This is a genomic window from Eubacterium sp. AM05-23 (assembly GCF_003477535.1).
In the GTDB taxonomy this organism is placed as follows: domain Bacteria; phylum Bacillota; class Clostridia; order Eubacteriales; family Eubacteriaceae; genus Eubacterium; species Eubacterium maltosivorans.
This window is the reverse complement of record NZ_QUDF01000013.1, coordinates 102,784-120,023: the sequence shown is the minus strand read 5'-3', so window position 1 is coordinate 120,023 and position 17,240 is coordinate 102,784. Positions and strand designations below refer to the sequence as shown.

Below are 17,240 nucleotides of genomic sequence, written 5' to 3'. Positions count from 1 at the left end.
TGCTTTTTCATTTAAAGCGATACGATTCCCGACCCTTTGTCGACATCCTGAAAGCCAGCACGACGTTGGCTTTTTTAATGGTTGTCAAAGTATTTTCCTGCCCGCTCCGCGCTCTTTCTCAGAAGATCGAAAAAAACAGCTTTTTCAATTTCTGTCATGTCTGCCGTGATCTCATCGACCCATCCGGTACCGATGCGCTGCAGCTCCGGCAGCACCTCATAGGCTTTTTCGGTGGGATAAACATCAAAGGAACGGCTGTCACAGGCGTTTGCCTCCCGGGTCATATAACCATTTTCCTCGAGCTTTGCCACCATTTTGGTCACAGTGCTTTTGTTCATGTCCAGCAGCTCAACAAAACGGTTCTGCGGTATTCTCCCATTCTCACAGGTAATCATGATAAAGGGCGCCTGCCCGCTGGTCAGTCCCAGCTCGCTGGTCTGCTTATTTAAATACATCTGAGTCTTTCTTTGAATAATGGAGATCAATTTTAATATTTCATCCTGGGTCGGCAGCTCCATAATGGCGCCTCCTTTATATTTTTGGTATTACTTTAATTTTATGGCGTTATCTCCCATTTGTCAAACGAAAAGAGGCGCTGCAAAAATAAAAAAGAATGCCACCAGATTATGTGGCATCCTCCTGGTTATGCTCTCCAGCGCTTAAGGCTTGGGAAAAACGCTCTCATCATTCCCCGCGCCTGTTCTTCTGTCATTTCAGCGTTGCTCTCCACCATCGGCCCAACACAGATCCCAATCATTTCTTCCATGCTTATATCCGGCGCTGTAAAAGCACCCTTTTCATAACAATACTGGCAGTAATCACCGTTTTTGCTGCCATCGGCATTGGTTCCACACACTTCCTCGCTCATTGGCATCCCGCAGGACTGGCAAAATTTTTCCATTTTTTCCTCCTGATGTTCTGTATTTGTCTCTATCATACCACACAAATACTGACATCCTTTGTCATGGTTTGAAAATTAATTTTGTTCGATAAACTCAAGCATCACGCCGTCCGGATCCTGAATAAAGAAAAAACGCGTCTTTGGATTTGGCTGAAAAGGACCGCTGAAAACCGGCACGCCTTTTTTCTGAAGTGTCTTTATACATTCTTCTACCGATGCGATCTCAAAGCCCAGAGAAATCTTTTCATTAGCGTTCACCTCGCTGTCATGAGCATCTCCGATGAGCTCAAGCTCTGCTCCCTCGCCGCCCATAAAGGCGATTTCCCTTCCCGGTCCGGCCTCAAAACGGCGCAAAACCTTAAGGCCAAGAATATCCTCATAAAACCGGATCGATTCCTCCAAATGATTGACATGTATGGTTACAAAAGAAAATTTCATGACTACTGTTATCCGCCAGGCCAGATGCCTCTTTCCCCAATATTTTTGAAGGCCAGCTCCTGGCACTGGCCCTGCATGTAAATTTTCTCCATTATAGTCCTTTTTGTCTGAAAATACAACGGCTCCTGTATTTTAATATCTTGCCTATCATAAACAAAATGGGAATTAGCGGATTTTTATCAATTTAAAAAAACTGCCGCATTAAGCGGCAGCTCCTTATGGTTATTTTATAAAATTTTTCGATCAGTTTCCAGCTTGCAGGGTCACATCGGTTTCTTTTGTCTGCCCGCCGCGCTCATAGGTAATTTTGACGGTATCTCCTGGTTTGTGTCCGTAGAGGATTTCCTTCATCTTCAGCATGGTGTTCACGTCTTTTCCGTCAATGGTCAGAAGGATATCGCCTTTCTGGATACCAGCATTGGCCGCGCCGCCGCCCGCCTGCACCGAGGCGACATAGATGCCCTTGTCGATGGGCTCAGCATCATTGTAGTAGGCGGCCTGCTGTTTATCATAGCCGCTGATGCCAATGACGGTCGGTGTAAAGCTGCCGCTTGTCACAACCTGATTGAGTATGGGTTTGACCACATTGATGGGAATGGCAAAGCCCATCCCCTCGCCCTGGGCGTTTTTATAGGTATTGATGCCGATAACCTCGCCGCTGGCGTTAACAAGGGGGCCGCCGCTGTTCCCCTTATTGATGGTAGCGTCGGTCTGGATCAGGTCTTCAGCCACCAGACTGCTGTCGACTACCAGGCTTCGGTTTAAGGCCGAGATAATCCCCGCGGTGACGCTTCGCTCAAACTGAAGCCCTAAGGGATTTCCGATGGCAATGGCCACCTCGCCGACCTTTAAATTATCAGAGTCTCCCAGCGTAACTGCAGGAAGATTCTTGGCGTCAATTTTGATAATGGCCATATCCAGGCTGGAATCAGCCCAAATCTTCTGGGCCGTATAGTTATTGCCATCAGCCAAAGATACCTTGATTTCCTTTGGGTTATCGCTGATAACATGCTGGTTTGTGACAATATAACCGTCGGATGTCACAATAAAACCTGAGCCTACTCCAACAGCTTCCTGTGTGCCCATCATGGTATTTTCTGTCATGGTGGTCTCAATTCCAGCTACAGATTCCGGGACGACCTGCGCCACGGCTTCTACCTGGGAGTCCACATTCACATCGTTGACGATCACTTTCTGGCCCGCAACGGTCTCGGTACGGGTTCCCCCGCCAAGGGTACCTGTAAAGTACAGGACAGCCACGAGAATAATCGCCACGATGATCCCGCCGACCACGCCGCCGGCGATGGCGGCCGGCACATGGGACCCTCTCTTTGGTCTTTCGTTATTTTCGTACATTTTTCTTTCACCTCGTTTGATTTTGGATGAAAGTTCCGCTACAGTTCATAAATTTCACTGCTGTTTTTTCGGCCTGCAACCACCAGTGACAAATCTTCTCCAGGCTGTATGCCTTCTGCCTCCAGTATCCGTGCAGTGGTCTGGTATGCCAGAAGGGGATAGTTGTTTTCCTCACTGAGATGGGCTAAAACAATCTTGTCAAGCCCTTCCTTCACCAGGGTACAGACTGTCTCGCCGCATATTTCATTGGAGAGATGCCCATGATTTCCCTTAATACGCTGCTTAAGCGGAAAGGGATAGCGTCCTGCCTCCAGCATGGCCGGATCGTGGTTGGATTCCAGCACTACAAGGTCTCTGCCTTTCAGGGCTTCCATAATCCTCGGCGTGATAACGCCCGTATCGGTGGCAATACCCACGCTGCTGCATCCGCTGTCAATGGTAAAGCCCACAGATTCCACTGCGTCATGGGAGGTGTTAAAAGCTTCGATCTGTAAATCTCCGATAACAAAGGCTCGTCCGGTTTCAAAAACCCGGACGTTGTGCTCCGCAATCTTTCCAAGGCTGTCCCGCATACTTTCCCAGGTGGCAAAGTTGGCGTAAACCGGCAGGTCGTAACGCCTTGAAAGCACACCGACACCATGTATATGGTCGCGGTGCTCGTGTGTTACCAGAATACCGCCAAGCTGAGCGGGCAGCTCGTCAATGGAGCAGAGTGCCTGTTCAATCCGCTTTCCGCTGAGGCCTGCGTCGATCAGAAGCTTTGTTTTGCTGTGTGAAACAAAAAGGCTGTTTCCAGAACTTCCACTATATAAACTACAAAATTTCATGCGAATCTCCTACTATCGAAAATTCGATCGGTAATAGAACTTCTTCTGCGCTTTAAGGCAGAAGCGTCGCTGCTTACATGTTATCGAATCTTACTTAATCTTTACTTAACGTAACTGCCTTTAAAAACAGCAAAAAACCCCGGACTTTAGCGGTCCGGGAGAACTTTTCAACTTTTCTCTTTTTATACCTGTCTGGGATATGAAAGATCCGATTCCATAGGTAAAAAAGTATACCCTTCCGCTTTAAGCGCATCAAAAAGCTGGGGTAAAGCGGCCCGTGTAGTGTCCCGCAGCTCTGCATGGCAGAGGACAGTGCTCACATTGTGCTGATGCACCTCACTCATAATTTTATTCACAACCGCGTCGGTACTGGCGGGATTACCGCCCCCGTCACCGGCTGAGGAATTCCAATCCACATAGTTATAGCCTCTGTCAAGAATCCCCTGTATGCACTTCGCGTTGGCATTGAGCGAACCGCCAGGAAATCTGAACATATGGGATATCTCGGCCTCTCCTGTCACCTCAAGCTGGAATTTATCCAGCTTCTCAACGTCCTCATAAAAAGCCGGCGGATTCTTATAAAGGTCGTATTTATGGCTCCAGCTGTGATTTCCCAGGGTATGGCCTTCATCCACAATCCTTTTATAAGCAGCTCTGGCTACTTCGTTATCACGGCCATTTGTAAAAAAGGTGGCCTTGATATGATATTTTTTCAGAATATCAAGCACCTCATTGGTGTGCTCGCTGGGACCGTCGTCAAAGGTCATAAAAACAACCTTAAGGCCGTCCGTATCACCATTTCGGATGCGCTCTTTAACGGCCTCCAGTTCTTTATTTTCTTCTGTCTGTAAAGTGCTCGAGCCCTTTTCTGCCGCGTTTGACAAGGCGGTCTGGAGTGTCTCCACCGCCTGAAGCGCCGCCTGGGAATTCTTCTCAAGCTTCTTTGCAGGATGGGTGGCTATGAAAAAGACCGACGTCATGAGCACGGCAGCAAGCGCCGCCACCCACACGTAAAACCGCGGTTTAAACCGGATGCGGCGTCTTTTTCGTGTCTTCATTCTTAGTCTTCGACTTTCTTTTCAATGGCCTCGCGGCGGATAATTCCTCCAAGACTCCGGATATTACTTTCTAATTTTTCATAACCCCGGTCGATATACTGGATATCCGTAATCCGTGTTTCACCTTCTGCGATAAGCCCTGCGATGACCATGGCAGCGCCGGCGCGCAGGTCTGTCGCCTTGATCTTGGTCCCGGACAAGGTCGGGACTCCGGTAATATTGGCGACACGGCCGTTAATTGAAATATCTGCGCCCATTTTACGCAGTTCATCGACATATTTAAAACGGTTCTCAAAAATACTCTCAGTAATAACGCTCTGTCCGCTGGCAATACTCATAAGCACTGCCATGGGCTGCTGCAGATCGGTCGGAAAGCCTGGATAAGGCAATGTTTTCACCTTACACCCTTTAATATTTTCTTTTCCAATAACGCGGATACCATTGTCCTCTTCAATGATTTCGACGCCCATTTCGCGCATTTTTGCGGTGACAGCTTCCATATGCTTCGGAATGACATTTTTTACGAGCACATTGCCGCAGGTTGCAGCAGCTGCCATCATATAGGTTCCTGCTGTGATTTGATCCGGCACGACGGAATATTCACAGCCATGCATTTCATCCACACCTTTGATTTTAATGGTATCTGTTCCCGCACCTTTAATATTTGCTCCCATCAGGTTCAGAAAGTTTGCCACATCCACAATATGCGGTTCCTTTGCCGCATTTTCGATGATGGTCATCCCTTCTGCGCGGGTCGCCGCCAGCATGATGTTGATGGTCGCGCCAACGCTGACCACATCCAGGTAAATATCTGCGCCGATCAGACGGTCTGCAGTCATTTTAACCTGGCCATGCTCGATCAGCACCTTTGCTCCGAGCGCTTCAAAACCCTTGATATGCTGGTCAATGGGACGGTCTCCAATATTACAACCTCCCGGCAACGGAACAATGGCCTTGTGGTAACGGCCCAGCAGCGCTCCCAGCAGATAGTAAGACGCACGCATCTTTCCTGTTTCTTCTTCATATTCCGAACAATCATAATTGATCGGCTTGTCAGTATTTATAATTAAAGTATCATTTTCTCTATATATTTCTGCCCCCATTTTTTCCAGGATTGCAACGATCTTGTTGACATCCTTAATGTCGGGCACATTATCGATTTTGCTTGAGCAGGAACAAAGGATGGCTGCGGGGATAATACCCAATACTGCATTTTTTGCTCCGGAGATTGCCACCTCACCGTTTAGCGGGTGACCTCCTTCAATGATAAAAGTATCCATATATTAGTCTTCCTTTCGCACACGCATTTAACTTTGTTATTATATCATACCTAAACCGATTTGCAACCCAAAGTGCCCGTTTTTAAGCCAACAAATGAAAGAATTTACAACTCGTATACAATTGGGATAAAAAACTGCAGGGTTTTGTGCTATAATAAGAGCACTCTTTAATCAAGGATGTGTTTTCCAAATGAATCAGTTCAAGTTTATCATCGACAATGACAATATGGCCATGACGCCAGTCGAAAATATATTTATTAATCACTATATGCCCCGCGCCCGGGGCGATTATGTGAAGGTGTATCTTTTTGGGCTGAAGCACTGCTTTAATCAGTCCCTTGAGCCCATCGACAATCTGGCACTCAGCAAACTTTTTGACCTGACCGAGGGGGACGTCATCAAGGCCTGGGAATATTGGGAAAAGGAGGGCATCCTCTCCCTGGAATACGTCGGCATAAAAGATGTCATCGTCACTTATTACAACATTTCTGCCAAACTGATGTCGCACCATACCAAGACAGAGTCCGAGACTAAAAAAACGGAAACGCCCCAGAGGCAGGACCCTGACAGCATGGAGGCCCGTGTTGCCCACATGTATTCCAAAATTCAGCAGATGTACGGCAGCCGGACCATCACCCAGAAAGAAACTCAGATGTTTAAAAACTGGATTACTGAATACCATTTTACACCGGAGGCTGTGATCCTTCTGGTCGAATATTCCATGAACCTCATCGGTAAAAAGGAAAAGCCCTTTACGGCAAAACAGATTATCAACTACCTGAAATCCGTGGCCGAAGGCTGGCACAAAGCCGGTATCCGGGAAGCCACAGAGGCCGACGCCTATATCCTTAAAAGCGCGGGGGATCAAAAGCTGGTCTATGATGTCTTTAAATACCTTGGCCTTCATCGGGCGCCCATCGCCTGGGAAAAGGAAATGGTCATCCGCTGGGCAGACGAGTACCGCTTTGATATGGACATCATCACCGCCGCCATGCAGCGTTCCAGCAAACAGGATATCCGCTACATCGACGCGATTTTAAAACGCTGGTCCCAGAAGGGTTATACCAGCCTGGAAGAAATTAATGCAGAGCCTAAAAAAGGCTACCATCAGTCAAAGGGCGACGTCGTGATCAGCGATGACCGTAAAAAGGTCTACGAGGAGCTTGACCAGCTGGACGAAGCCTGGTTATGGAGTGACGATAATGAATGAACGAACAAAAAAAGTCTATGACGCCTTTGAGCAAAAACAGTTTCGCAACAAGCTCGAGCTTAAGAGAAAACAGGACGCGCTTTATGCCGCCATTCCAAAGCTCGCCGAACTCGACCATGCCATCAATCTTCAGGGAATCCGAATGACCCGCGAGGTATCCCGCAAAAATCCTGACGCTATCTCCGAATTCCGTCAAAACGTCGAAGCCTTAAAAAAGCAAAAGGAAGCCCTGCTGCTTGAAAACGGCTATCCACTGGACTACCTGACGCTGCGCTACGACTGCCCGATCTGCAAGGATACCGGCTACATAAACGGACAAGTTTGTTCCTGCTTAAAGCAAGAGCTCATCCGGGCTGCCTTTAATAACTATGATTTAAACGTCCATGCCCAGGCGGAAAATTTCGATACCTTTAACCCCGATTATTACGCAGATGAAGCCGTCGAAACCCAAAACGGCTCGCCCAGGGAAAAAATGTGCCGTCTCAAGGAAAAAATGCAGCATTACTGCCTGCACTTCGAGTCTCAAAACGACAACTATCTGTTTACCGGAAAGCCCGGCGTGGGCAAAACCTTTATGTCAAACTGTGTCGCCAACGCCCTGATTGGCAAGGGCTACAATGTTGTCTATATCACCGCCGCTCATCTGGTCCAGGATATTCAGAGTAAAATTTTCAATGATAATATACCCATTAATGAAATATATTCCCCACTTTTTACCGCCGATTTGTTGATTATCGACGATTTCGGGGCAGAGTCTTACTCGGATTTCAGCAAAAAGCAGCTTTTCGAGGTCATTAACACCCGTCTGCAGGAGCATAAAAAAATCATTTTATCCACCAACCTGACCATGCCCCAGATTCTTGAGAACTATGATGAGCGTCTGACCTCCAGAATCCGCGGCAATTTTCTGAACATTGTTTTTGCCGGCGACGATATCCGGCTGATTAAAAAACGTATGGGCTAAAAAACAGCACCGGCGCTTTACTGCTCCGGTGCTGTTTTATTTTCGATGATCCGGTCATAGGGCTCCGGGGTTCCATAGATCGCATTGATCGTCTGTGTATACCGCCCATCCTTTTCATAGACCACGATGGGCGCTTCCGTGATTAAATAAGGTTTTCCAGCTTTCATCCCCTCCACCAAAACCAGATTGGCCGGCTTATCCGAATAGGGATGGATAAACTGCAGGCGCTTGGGCTCTACCCTGTGCTCCCGCATCACACTCATAATATCCGCCAGACGGTCCGCACGGTGGATTAAGAACAGCTTGCCGCGGTCCTTCAGCATCCGTTTGGCAAAAATCACCACATCCTCAATACCACACAGAATTTCGTGGCGTGCAATGGCCTTGGTCTCCATAGGATTTTTAAGCCCGTGCCCCACTTTCATATAAGGCGGGTTGCTGACCACCACGTCATAGCTGGTGGGCCTCACCTGCTCGCCAGGGTTCTTGATATCACCATGGATAATCTCAATTTTTTCTTCCAGTCCATTACAGGCCACGCTGCGTCCGGCCATCTCCACCATATTCTCCTGAATTTCAAGGGCCTGGATTTTCTGGACACCTGTTCTTCCGTATAAAAGCAGCGGAATGATCCCAGTTCCAGTTCCCAGATCAATCACCCGGCTCTTTCTGCGAACTGCGCCCGAGGCAAACCAGGCCAGCAGTACCGCGTCAATGCCAAAACAGAAATAATCTGGGTTTTGAATGATCCTCAGCCCCTTAATGCCCAAGTCTTCTAAACGCTCGTTCTCTTTTATAAAGTTATCCACAATTTATGCTCCATTACTCTTTCTATACCACAATATTTTGAAAAACACCCGTTTTCCACAAAAGTTGTCCACAATTTGCCCGATTTTGTGCACTTATTGTGGATAACTCTGTATAAGATTGTCCTAATTTTAACAAAAAGACTGTAATCTTAAGCGGTTGAACACTTTTTGTTTTTTGTCTGCCCTGTTTATTACTCTTTTATAAAGTTATCCACATTTCCACAGTTTTTTGTGTGTGTTCTGTGGACGAATCCCCAGTACCTTTATTTTAGGGCTTTTCTTTTCCGAGCAAAACAAGTGTTTTTGTGTACAATTTTCTACTACTATACCATAAGTTATTCACAGTTTAAATACGAACGACGTCACTTTTTCGTAAATTTACTTTATTCTGGCTCAGCTTTTTGTTATAATAAATTTAACTATAAACGAAAGCATGGTATAGACTATGGATAAACGCAATCCAGAGAGCCGCGAAGTCGAAGAGCTTCTGGAAAAAAAGAAAGACCTTTTTTCCCTTTTCTCCGCCTTTGAGGACCGGATCGATCATAAAATATCCCATCTCACCGATTCCGCGGAAATTCCTGTGGAATCCATCAAACAGAAAATCGCAGAGCCCTCCAGGCATCATCCGGAGGATCCTGTTGAAGATCTTTTCGAGCAGGCTGTTTTAAAGAGCCGACAAAAAACTCATGAAAGCGGCATTATTGGTTTCCACACCGAAGAAATTCTCGGCGTAGAGGAAGCTCTGGCCGAAATAAAAAAAACAGAACCGGTTAAGCCTTCTGAAGCAAAACGCGCTGAAGATCCCGAGGAAATGCTCAAAACGTCCGAAGAACCGGTTATTCTTACGCATACTGACCCTATCGAATCGCCCCATCCAAAAATGGCGGAACCAGAGATATCCGGGCTGGACGCCCAGATGTCTGCAGATATTCCATCGGAAACAGAAGTTCCTGAACGATCTGTTTCTGCCGCAAGCCAAGATACTATGGACGATCTCCCAGAGGAAAGAATTGCCCAGCACGATAAAGAGCCAATGGAGCTTCCTCTTGGCGTTGACGAGCCTGACCTGGCCGAAATTGACGAGCTGTTGCAGGAAGCCGAAGACTTAATGGAGGATATCCCCTACAGCCGGTATATGGCGGCAAGAGCCGCCGTCGACAAAGAAGTTCTTGACGATAATCCTCTGGAAACACCCGAGGATGAAGAAACTGATTTTGAAGCTTTCGACGAAGATGAAGAAGCCTTCGATGAATATGACCGCGATGCTTCCGACGCCTTTGAAGCAGACAATGACGAATACGCCGCCCTTTTTGAAGAAGATGACTTTGAAGAAGACGAAGCTTTTGACGACGAAGATCCCCTTTTAGATGCTCACTCTGATGAGGAAATTCTTTATGAAAAAGACGAGCCTGATGACTTCCTGAAAGATGAAGATTTCAATGGAGAAATCCTTTCAGCTGAAGATGAAGAAATTTTTCAGGAAAACGTTGAGGACGCGATTCCCGAAGATGAGCCAGACCATCCCTTTGCCGATTTTTTTGAAGATACTGCAGAGTCCGTCAAAGAAGAGTTATTTGATGAGCTTCCACTGGATGAGGCCCCGGATGAAGAATATTCCGATAATAACCTGGATGATGTCACCTACGAAAATGTTGATGCCGTATCCCTCGGCGCCTTTAAATATTCCGCAGTATCCCTGCGTTTGATTTTATTTGTCATTGCCATGCTGGGCATGGGTGTTTTTACCGCCCTGTCCTCGGGACATTTTATTGCTATGGACTACTTGATTCTTTTTGTTCTCTGCATTTTCGTGGCTCTGACCATGGATATGTCCTTTAACGCCACCCTCATCGTGACAGTGGTCATTATGCTCGGGTGCTTTGGCGGGCTGATATACACCTTTTTTACCGGCGGCGAAGTCAGTATGTTCCACATGCTCTGGTTCATCATTATCCCAGCCTGCCTGCTAACCGCCTCTGGCCTGGTCCAGAAAATTAAGGAGGTTATTCTTGCAAACCAACTGCTTAATGAAGAGCTGGACAGCCTCTACGCTGAGCAGGAGGATGCTCTGTTAGAAAATGATGAGGAAAAATAAAAGCTTGTTATACCGTCAGCGTAAGCTGGCGGTTTTAGTTTTTATGTTGATAAATATAGCTTTTATTATTCTTCAATGCTATCTGAGAACGGTGAATATATTGCCTCGATATTTTCATTTCTAGTAAACCCCGATTTAAATATACGTCTTTATTCTTAACAATCTCTTTTATCTCTGATGTCCTTGTGATTTAATACATCTCATGTTAAACTTCAACACTACCGCTCGACCACCCAAACGGGCTATGTACCAATTTAAATACATCTCATGTTAAGCTTCAACACCATGGCCGACGCCACACTAGGAAAAAGTTTCAAAACTTTAAATACATCTCATGTTAAGCTTCAACCGTCTGCCCATGTCAGATAGCTGGATGCTAAAACTTCTTTAAATACATCTCATGTTAAGCTTCAACTTCCTTGACACCAGTATCCTGTTTCTCAGTTTCCCCTCTTTAAATACATCTCATGTTAAGCTTCAACATTGCCTGGGACACCAATCACCTCGGAACGCAGCCTTTAAATACATCTCATGTTAAGCTTCAACTCAGCATCCAGCAGGCTTTAGCCTGGCTTTACGGCTTTAAATACATCTCATGTTAAGCTTCAACAGTGTTTACCACAGCGATAAGTTAAAATTATCTGCCTTTAAATACATCTCATGTTAAACTTCAACCGGTGGGGGATGGGAAAGTCTGTGATATCTGCCGATTTAAATACATCTCATGTTAAACTTCAACTAATTAGGAGGCGAATGTAGAACAGATCGTTAAGGCGAATTTAAATACATCTCATGTTAAACTTCAACCAAATATTCTTATGCAAGACCAACAAATGACCTAATTTAAATACATCTCATGTTAAACTTCAACTATATCCGCAACTGTTACGTTATCTAATGCATACCATATTTAAATACATCTCATGTTAAACTTCAACAATGGAAGGAAAACCCGAAACGTCTCCCGGCGTTTAATTTAAATACATCTCATGTTAAACTTCAACCATAATAAACAAGCCATTCTTCCTCTATTCGTATTCTCTAAGACCTTTGATTTTAAGCCATTTATCAATAAATTTACCAGCTGCACAAACTTTTGTCAGTTTTTCTTTCAGATAGCGCACAAACTGTTTATTTAAAAGGATTCTGGCATTTTGTTTTTTTCTGCGCCTGGTAAAACTGAGTTACAGGAAAAGGTCTTCAGAGGATTCGGAGATACCCATAACTTCTTCTCCAAAGACATTTCCATTCAGTAGTTTTACAATACAGATAAAGTCTTCATCTTCGACAATAGTTTTTTTCAGTTCGTTTTTCAGAGTAATTAATTTTGATGGGGTTATATCGCCTCTAAATACGGACTTCTGATAATACACAAGATATTTTTTGCAAATTTTAAAAACTTTTGCCACACGCTTTTCATTGACATCATAAAATACAAAGGCATAGTTATAATTAAAATTTTTATTTGTATTCATTGCCTTTCTCCCATATTAAACGGAATAAACGGTTTTTCCTCAAGTATATCCTTGATCAGCTTATAGCAGTCCAGCTTCAACGCAGTTCGATAGCTTGTTTTTCGCTTGAGTTTTGGATGCTCAAACACACTATCCAGACGGGCTTCAAAGGCTGCAATGAAAATTTTTCGGCCTTTCTCATTTAAAATACAATAATTCAGATTTTTTTCAAAGTGCTTATCTACCTGCAGCTTTCGATTGTTGACCACATCAAAAATCGTTTTAAAGACAATGGCCGGTTTAAAAACTTCACATAAATCCAGGCTCAGGGAAAACCGCCCCTCTGAAGGCTCATGAAGAAAGCTGATTCGCTGATCAAGATGAGTCTGGTATATGACTGATACCGTTTTGCTGTACAGCAGGCTGTTTCCAAAGGAGATCAACGCATTGATCGGATTATCCGGCGGCCGCTTGACCCGTTTATTCATGATAAAATCTTCGGGCAGAAAATACTGAAAGCTGCTGTAAAACCGCTGCCACGCTTCACCCTCAGCCTGTAAAACCTGCTTGATATCCTCGGCTTTTCCTAGTCTATCGGACAGATTGTGTCTGATCCAGTCAATGGTTGGCTTGACATCCTTTTTATCGTGCTTGTAATAATGATACAGCAGCGCGTCAAGATTTTTTCCAATACCGCCCACGATGGCTTTTGCAATATTCAGACGCCGATTTTCAAATGCCTTTACCTGCGCGATGAGCAGGCGTCCGCTGACCAGATGCTCTTTGGGATAAAATGTGCCGCTGTAACCGCCATAATAGTTAAAAAAATGTACAATAATCTCATTTTTCGCCAGAAAGTCTAATAATTTTGTGTTCAGGGATATTTCGGACATACAATAAATCTCACTGACCTGCTCAACCGGAATATACTTGTTATGGCTTCCCACCCGAAAACACAGCGAATTATCTTTACGGCTCAGCTCACCCATTGAGGTTAAATACTTCGTTGTTCCCATTTTATCTTCTCCTATAAAACACAGTAGTCAAAATATGCGCACTGGCGGCATTTTTTATCTGCCTCCCGCCCAGGCGGATAAGGGTTTTCCAGAAGTGTTTCAATTGCCCGAACTACTTCATCCAATTCTTTTTCGCGTTCCTGTGTCAGATCTTCATAGTAGATTTTCCGCTCAGCTTTTTTCTTCTCTATAAATTCAATTTTCCCTCGGCGTTCGATTCCCTTATTCTTCAAGGCTTTTAAATAAAACAGCACCTGCCATTTGACAGCTTCATAATCGGCATCGGATTTTTTAACCTCGACCAGATAATCTTTGGTGATCTTATCTAAGCGGATATTTTCGATGCCGATTTCTGTCGATTCACTTTCCTCTGCTCTTATCTCATGAAGGGCTTTTCCAATTTTTACATTTTCACTGTTGCTTTCCAGATTGATCCGGTTTCCATGCAGCCAGCATTGCCGCCTGCAATGAAAATAATAATTGACCAGGGTTCCGTTTACCTTCATTTTCGTTTCCTCATAAAAAGTCGTTTTCACGCTTTAATTTTTCGCGGCTGAATTTGCCGTTTTCAAAGAACCGCGCACCGTCCTCAAAATAGTACAGCTCACCCAAAAGGTCGTCTGGGCACAACACGCAGGTGTCGGCAAAGCGCTTATCAATCTCATAGACAAAGTAGTCCATCTTTGACTGCACTTCTGATAAACGAACACGTTTTTCAGCATAAGACATTCCCATATCCTGCAATAACGCCTTATAGGCTTTCCACACCTCGCTTCCGACAAGGACTTTGCCATCTTCTCCGGTCACTCTTGTATTCAAAAATAAGGATACCTTTCTCTGGTTATCGTCAATGAGGCGCATTCTTTCCTGCACCTTGGGAAAATCAAAGGTCCACAAATGTCTATCCCGGAAGGCCTCCAAATTCAAATCATTTTCTTTTCGGCTCTGTGCCTCAAGGCCTTCTAAGACAAGATCATAAAACCTCGAAAATTCTTTATTGATCAGAATTTCCTGCATGGCCTTGTTGGCGCCGGTCAGCCTCAAATTATCGGCTTTACGGATATCCTTCTGATAAATCATATCGGGTGAATCCAGGTTGAAAAAATACACGACAGCGCCTTTTTTCCGGCAGGAACGGTTAATTCTCCCGAGAAACTGTTCCTCGGCGTCCAGAATAGAGGTGTCTTTAAAGCCAATGTCCATGTCGATATCGACGCCGGCTTCTATGACTTGGGTGGCCACCAGTATGATATTTTCTGCTGTTCTCACCTGGCTGATAATCCGTTTGCGTTCCGCTTTGTGGTCATCCCCAGTCATCAGTTCAATGGATACCCGATCATTTTCCACAACGTCCTTCAAACGGTTATAGAAATCAACAGCCGAAGCTTTTTTGATAAACTCAACCACAATTTTGTTTTCAGCGTCTGGATTTTTCCTGAGGGCGTTTGAAACCTCGAGGACCTTTTTTAAAAGCGCATCAAAGGTTTCTTCCGGTTCCAGCTCCAGCATGGAGAAATCCAGCTCTACTCTGTCTTTAAACAGGGGATTCTGAAAATAAAATTCCCGGTTTTTCACGAGATAAGTCACCTTTTCATCTCCAACACTGAGCCGGTTTAAATCTGGCAGGGTTGCGGACATAATGATCACTTTAAAATTTAGAATACGCGCATAGGCTTTCAGAAAGATAATGATTTCCTTCCAGATCCGGTTTTTATAGCTCTGTATTTCATCGAGAATGATGACGGAATTCGCCAAATGCGCCAGCGGAAATACCGCCTCGCGGCCTGTTCCGAAAATACCCTCAAAAAATTTCACATGGGTGGTCAGCACAATGGGATAGTGCATAAACTGCCGGGCCAGCAGAGACTTTTCATAATCAATTTTATCCTGCCTTGTATAATCCCATTCGCCTTCATCGGTCGTTTCCCCGTATTTCTTGATGGGTGTAATGCTGTTAATGACCCCCATTTTTTCGCCGAGGGCTTTCCCAAAGCATTCTTCCAGGGAATCCCGGGTTTGCTCGACCAAGGTGTTGAAGGGAAAAACGTAGAGAATCCGGTTGAGCTGTTGATCCTTTTTTATGAGCTGCAAAGCCAGATTGATGGAGGTTTTCGTCTTCCCAGAGCCCGTGGGCGCCTCTAAATAGTACACATTATCCTTTTGGCTATGAAGCAGATTTTCTTCTGCTTCTAAAAACAACCGGCTTCTTAAAATATTAATATCGCCATCAGGCGCTTGATCTTTTTTAATTTTTCGGATATTTTGTGTGACGGGATCGGCATTGAACGCATCTAGATAGGGCGTGACGTCATCCAGTACGCCAAAATCATCAACCGGGGCGCCGTTCATGTATTCTGAGGTTGCGTAGAAATCGCAGGCAACCAGAATAGCGTAGAGGAATCGGGTATAGATGTAAAAATCCACACATTTCCACGGGTTATTTTTATGTATAATATTCAGCCTTTCCTCAAAAAACAAACCGAGTCCAGCGGTAGTGTCAAAAGTCGTCAGATTCCTGTAAGCCTCCAGTTCCTCTCTCGTCTCGCTCAAATCATTCTCAAACCGCTCCAGAAAAACGCTGAATTCCGTCAGACTGCCGTGATGCTTTTGGATGACAAAGGTGTTGAGCAGCAGAAAAACGAAAAACAAATCATACTGCCGGTCGTCCTCTACCGCATCAATTTTTTGATAATAATAATCAAAATAAACGCGGGCTGAAAAAGCAGAGTGGTTCTGGTTATTGGATTCAGTGCGACTAAAAGCCTTATTTTGCATCTTATCATGCTGAAAATTGGGATTAATCTTTCCAATGTCATGCAGATAAAGGGTATTCAAAATCATTTCGCGCCACAAAGGCACCGTTTCTCTGGCGCAGTCTGGAAAAAAGTTTTTTTCCAGACATCTGAACACGCTTTCCAGGTGTTTTTCCCGGCACAGAAGACCGAAATAATCCAGAGTTAAATCCAGATGCTCCTGTAAGTGTTCCGGTCTTTTTTCATCCTTGATGTGTGCATAAAAGGGCTTATCGGTTTCGATAAGCCCTGCAAAATCAAAAACTGGCGTCTTTTCAAAATAGGAATTTACTTTTTTAGAAAAAGACATAATGTCTCTCCTCCAGACGGAAAACGCAGGCTGCATCAGTCAGAGAAACCCGCTGATTCGTGTCAATCATCGCCTGTGTCACGTATTGGTTACACGCTGGTTCCAGAGCCACCGGAAGTCGTTCCTGGTATTTGTATGGTACTTCCCGGCCAAGAGGGCGGCGGACAGAATTCTCTGACAGGCTGCCCTGATTTGCCGGAAAAAGTCCGTATACTCTCAAATTCTCCCTTTTTGTCTCTGCCTCCAGTTCCACTTCCTCCACATTTTCGATGACCGCAGTATGGTCGTTTTTTCCAAGGTAGGGTAAAAACTCAAACTGGGATTCTAAAATCCGCTCCGCGAGGTTCTCAGACTGTGGATCGTCTACGAGAAAAGCGATCTCCCACTTCGGATTTTCCAGCCATTGCTCCTTGACGATGAGGTTCCCGCCTTCCTCCTTGGAGGCATAGCCCACCGAATTGTTAAAGGTCTGTACCTTTTTGGGAATATAGCCTTTTTCATTCAGCGGACAGATCGATACCTTCAGATTCTTCAGCTTTTCATAAAACTCCGGGTAGGTTTCTGCTTTAGTCTGCCCGTTATACCCCCGGAAGCCCATCACCGCACCAAATATTCCCAGCAGGGCGATCTTATGGATACAGCCGTAGGTATAATAGCAGTAAGTATTGACATCCGGTTGTTTGAAAAAAGCGGTCTTCCCCCTTAACAGAAATCTCAGGGCTTTCAT

Annotated in this window: 16 protein-coding genes and 1 CRISPR repeat array; of the genes, 3 read left to right on the top strand and 13 right to left on the bottom strand. The window is 45.1% G+C overall.

The genetic code is table 11. The annotated features are described in order from the left end of the window. Positions 1-74: 74 nt before the first annotated feature. The 7 genes from DW091_RS16485 to DW091_RS16455 form a co-directional block, all read right to left on the bottom strand. A complete protein-coding gene (locus DW091_RS16485) occupies positions 75-518 on the bottom strand; it encodes a MarR family transcriptional regulator (RefSeq protein ID WP_058693102.1) in 444 nt (147 codons plus the stop codon). A gap of 125 nt (positions 519-643) precedes the next feature. Further along, a complete protein-coding gene (locus DW091_RS16480) occupies positions 644-901 on the bottom strand; it encodes a zinc ribbon domain-containing protein (protein WP_096918902.1) in 258 nt (85 codons plus the stop codon). Positions 902-976: 75 nt separating this feature from the next. Next, positions 977-1,339 carry a VOC family protein gene (locus tag DW091_RS16475; RefSeq protein ID WP_118518712.1) on the bottom strand — a complete coding sequence of 121 codons (363 nt, stop codon included), beginning with the start codon at positions 1,337-1,339 and terminating at the stop codon, positions 977-979. A 243-nt stretch (positions 1,340-1,582) separates the two neighbouring features. Further along, positions 1,583-2,695, bottom strand: a complete 1,113-nt coding sequence (locus DW091_RS16470) for a trypsin-like peptidase domain-containing protein (RefSeq protein WP_058693100.1) — start codon at positions 2,693-2,695, stop codon at positions 1,583-1,585. A gap of 38 nt (positions 2,696-2,733) precedes the next feature. Further along, the gene (locus DW091_RS16465) at positions 2,734-3,522 is read right to left on the bottom strand and encodes an MBL fold metallo-hydrolase (protein WP_058693099.1); all 789 of its coding nucleotides are present in this window, start codon (positions 3,520-3,522) and stop codon (positions 2,734-2,736) included. A gap of 182 nt (positions 3,523-3,704) precedes the next feature. Next, positions 3,705-4,580 carry a polysaccharide deacetylase family protein gene (locus DW091_RS16460; RefSeq protein WP_118518711.1) on the bottom strand — a complete coding sequence of 292 codons (876 nt, stop codon included), beginning with the start codon at positions 4,578-4,580 and terminating at the stop codon, positions 3,705-3,707. A 2-nt stretch (positions 4,581-4,582) separates the two neighbouring features. Further along, complete coding sequence (locus DW091_RS16455) at positions 4,583-5,860, bottom strand: UDP-N-acetylglucosamine 1-carboxyvinyltransferase (RefSeq protein WP_058693097.1); 1,278 nt, start codon at positions 5,858-5,860, stop codon at positions 4,583-4,585. A gap of 190 nt (positions 5,861-6,050) precedes the next feature. Between DW091_RS16455 and DW091_RS16450 the strand changes: the two genes are divergently transcribed. Together DW091_RS16450 and DW091_RS16445 are read left to right on the top strand one after the other, a co-directional pair. Next, positions 6,051-7,070: a DnaD domain protein gene (locus tag DW091_RS16450; RefSeq protein ID WP_118518710.1), complete on the top strand. Its 1,020-nt coding sequence runs from the start codon at positions 6,051-6,053 to the stop codon at positions 7,068-7,070. Then, a complete protein-coding gene (locus DW091_RS16445) occupies positions 7,063-8,034 on the top strand; it encodes an ATP-binding protein (protein WP_158577924.1) in 972 nt (323 codons plus the stop codon). Before DW091_RS16450 ends, DW091_RS16445 begins: the two co-directional genes overlap by 8 nt. Positions 8,035-8,051: 17 nt before the next feature. On the opposite strand, the gene DW091_RS16440 is transcribed toward DW091_RS16445, so the two are convergent. Then, a complete protein-coding gene (locus tag DW091_RS16440) occupies positions 8,052-8,843 on the bottom strand; it encodes a tRNA1(Val) (adenine(37)-N6)-methyltransferase (RefSeq protein WP_118518709.1) in 792 nt (263 codons plus the stop codon). Positions 8,844-9,288: 445 nt separating this feature from the next. Here DW091_RS16440 and DW091_RS16435 point away from each other — a divergent pair, with 445 nt between their 5' ends. Next, positions 9,289-10,941, top strand: coding sequence for a hypothetical protein (locus DW091_RS16435; protein ID WP_118518708.1), 1,653 nt, complete (start codon positions 9,289-9,291; stop codon positions 10,939-10,941). Positions 10,942-11,129: 188 nt separating this feature from the next. Then, positions 11,130-11,945: direct repeats of the CRISPR family, unit length 29 nt; unit sequence TTTAAATACATCTCATGTTAAGCTTCAAC. A 180-nt stretch (positions 11,946-12,125) separates the two neighbouring features. Here the strand turns inward: DW091_RS16435 and cas2 are convergent. Genes cas2 through cas5b form a run of 5 tightly spaced genes read right to left on the bottom strand, consistent with a single transcriptional unit; the run spans position 12,126 to position 17,240 of the window. After that, a complete protein-coding gene (cas2, locus tag DW091_RS16430) occupies positions 12,126-12,416 on the bottom strand; it encodes a CRISPR-associated endonuclease Cas2 (protein ID WP_118518707.1) in 291 nt (96 codons plus the stop codon). Continuing rightward, entirely contained in the window at positions 12,413-13,411 is a 999-nt protein-coding gene (gene cas1b, locus DW091_RS16425) for a type I-B CRISPR-associated endonuclease Cas1b (protein ID WP_118518706.1), read from the bottom strand. The genes cas2 and cas1b overlap by 4 nt, the downstream gene beginning before the upstream one ends. 11 nt (positions 13,412-13,422) lie before the next feature. Further along, positions 13,423-13,917, bottom strand: coding sequence for a CRISPR-associated protein Cas4 (locus DW091_RS16420; protein ID WP_074616279.1), 495 nt, complete (start codon positions 13,915-13,917; stop codon positions 13,423-13,425). A 10-nt stretch (positions 13,918-13,927) separates the two neighbouring features. Continuing rightward, positions 13,928-16,513 (bottom strand): CRISPR-associated helicase Cas3', encoded by a 2,586-nt coding sequence (gene cas3, locus DW091_RS16415; protein WP_158577923.1) that lies wholly within the window; start codon positions 16,511-16,513, stop codon positions 13,928-13,930. Continuing rightward, positions 16,500-17,240 carry a type I-B CRISPR-associated protein Cas5b gene (gene cas5b / locus DW091_RS16410; protein ID WP_118518704.1) on the bottom strand — a complete coding sequence of 247 codons (741 nt, stop codon included), beginning with the start codon at positions 17,238-17,240 and terminating at the stop codon, positions 16,500-16,502. The genes cas3 and cas5b overlap by 14 nt, the downstream gene beginning before the upstream one ends.

Coding starts and splice junctions, on each gene's coding strand:
- DW091_RS16485 (WP_058693102.1), bottom strand. CDS start 518: ATGGAGCTGCCGACCCAGGATGAAATATTAAAATTGATCTCCATTATT.
- DW091_RS16480 (WP_096918902.1), bottom strand. CDS start 901: ATGGAAAAATTTTGCCAGTCCTGCGGGATGCCAATGAGCGAGGAAGTG.
- DW091_RS16475 (WP_118518712.1), bottom strand. CDS start 1,339: ATGAAATTTTCTTTTGTAACCATACATGTCAATCATTTGGAGGAATCG.
- DW091_RS16470 (WP_058693100.1), bottom strand. CDS start 2,695: ATGTACGAAAATAACGAAAGACCAAAGAGAGGGTCCCATGTGCCGGCC.
- DW091_RS16465 (WP_058693099.1), bottom strand. CDS start 3,522: ATGAAATTTTGTAGTTTATATAGTGGAAGTTCTGGAAACAGCCTTTTT.
- DW091_RS16460 (WP_118518711.1), bottom strand. CDS start 4,580: ATGAAGACACGAAAAAGACGCCGCATCCGGTTTAAACCGCGGTTTTAC.
- DW091_RS16455 (WP_058693097.1), bottom strand. CDS start 5,860: ATGGATACTTTTATCATTGAAGGAGGTCACCCGCTAAACGGTGAGGTG.
- DW091_RS16450 (WP_118518710.1), top strand. CDS start 6,051: ATGAATCAGTTCAAGTTTATCATCGACAATGACAATATGGCCATGACG.
- DW091_RS16445 (WP_158577924.1), top strand. CDS start 7,063: ATGAATGAACGAACAAAAAAAGTCTATGACGCCTTTGAGCAAAAACAG.
- DW091_RS16435 (WP_118518708.1), top strand. CDS start 9,289: ATGGATAAACGCAATCCAGAGAGCCGCGAAGTCGAAGAGCTTCTGGAA.
- cas2 (WP_118518707.1), bottom strand. CDS start 12,416: ATGAATACAAATAAAAATTTTAATTATAACTATGCCTTTGTATTTTAT.
- cas1b (WP_118518706.1), bottom strand. CDS start 13,411: ATGGGAACAACGAAGTATTTAACCTCAATGGGTGAGCTGAGCCGTAAA.
- DW091_RS16420 (WP_074616279.1), bottom strand. CDS start 13,917: ATGAAGGTAAACGGAACCCTGGTCAATTATTATTTTCATTGCAGGCGG.
- cas3 (WP_158577923.1), bottom strand. CDS start 16,513: ATGTCTTTTTCTAAAAAAGTAAATTCCTATTTTGAAAAGACGCCAGTT.
- cas5b (WP_118518704.1), bottom strand. CDS start 17,240: ATGAAAGCCCTGAGATTTCTGTTAAGGGGGAAGACCGCTTTTTTCAAA.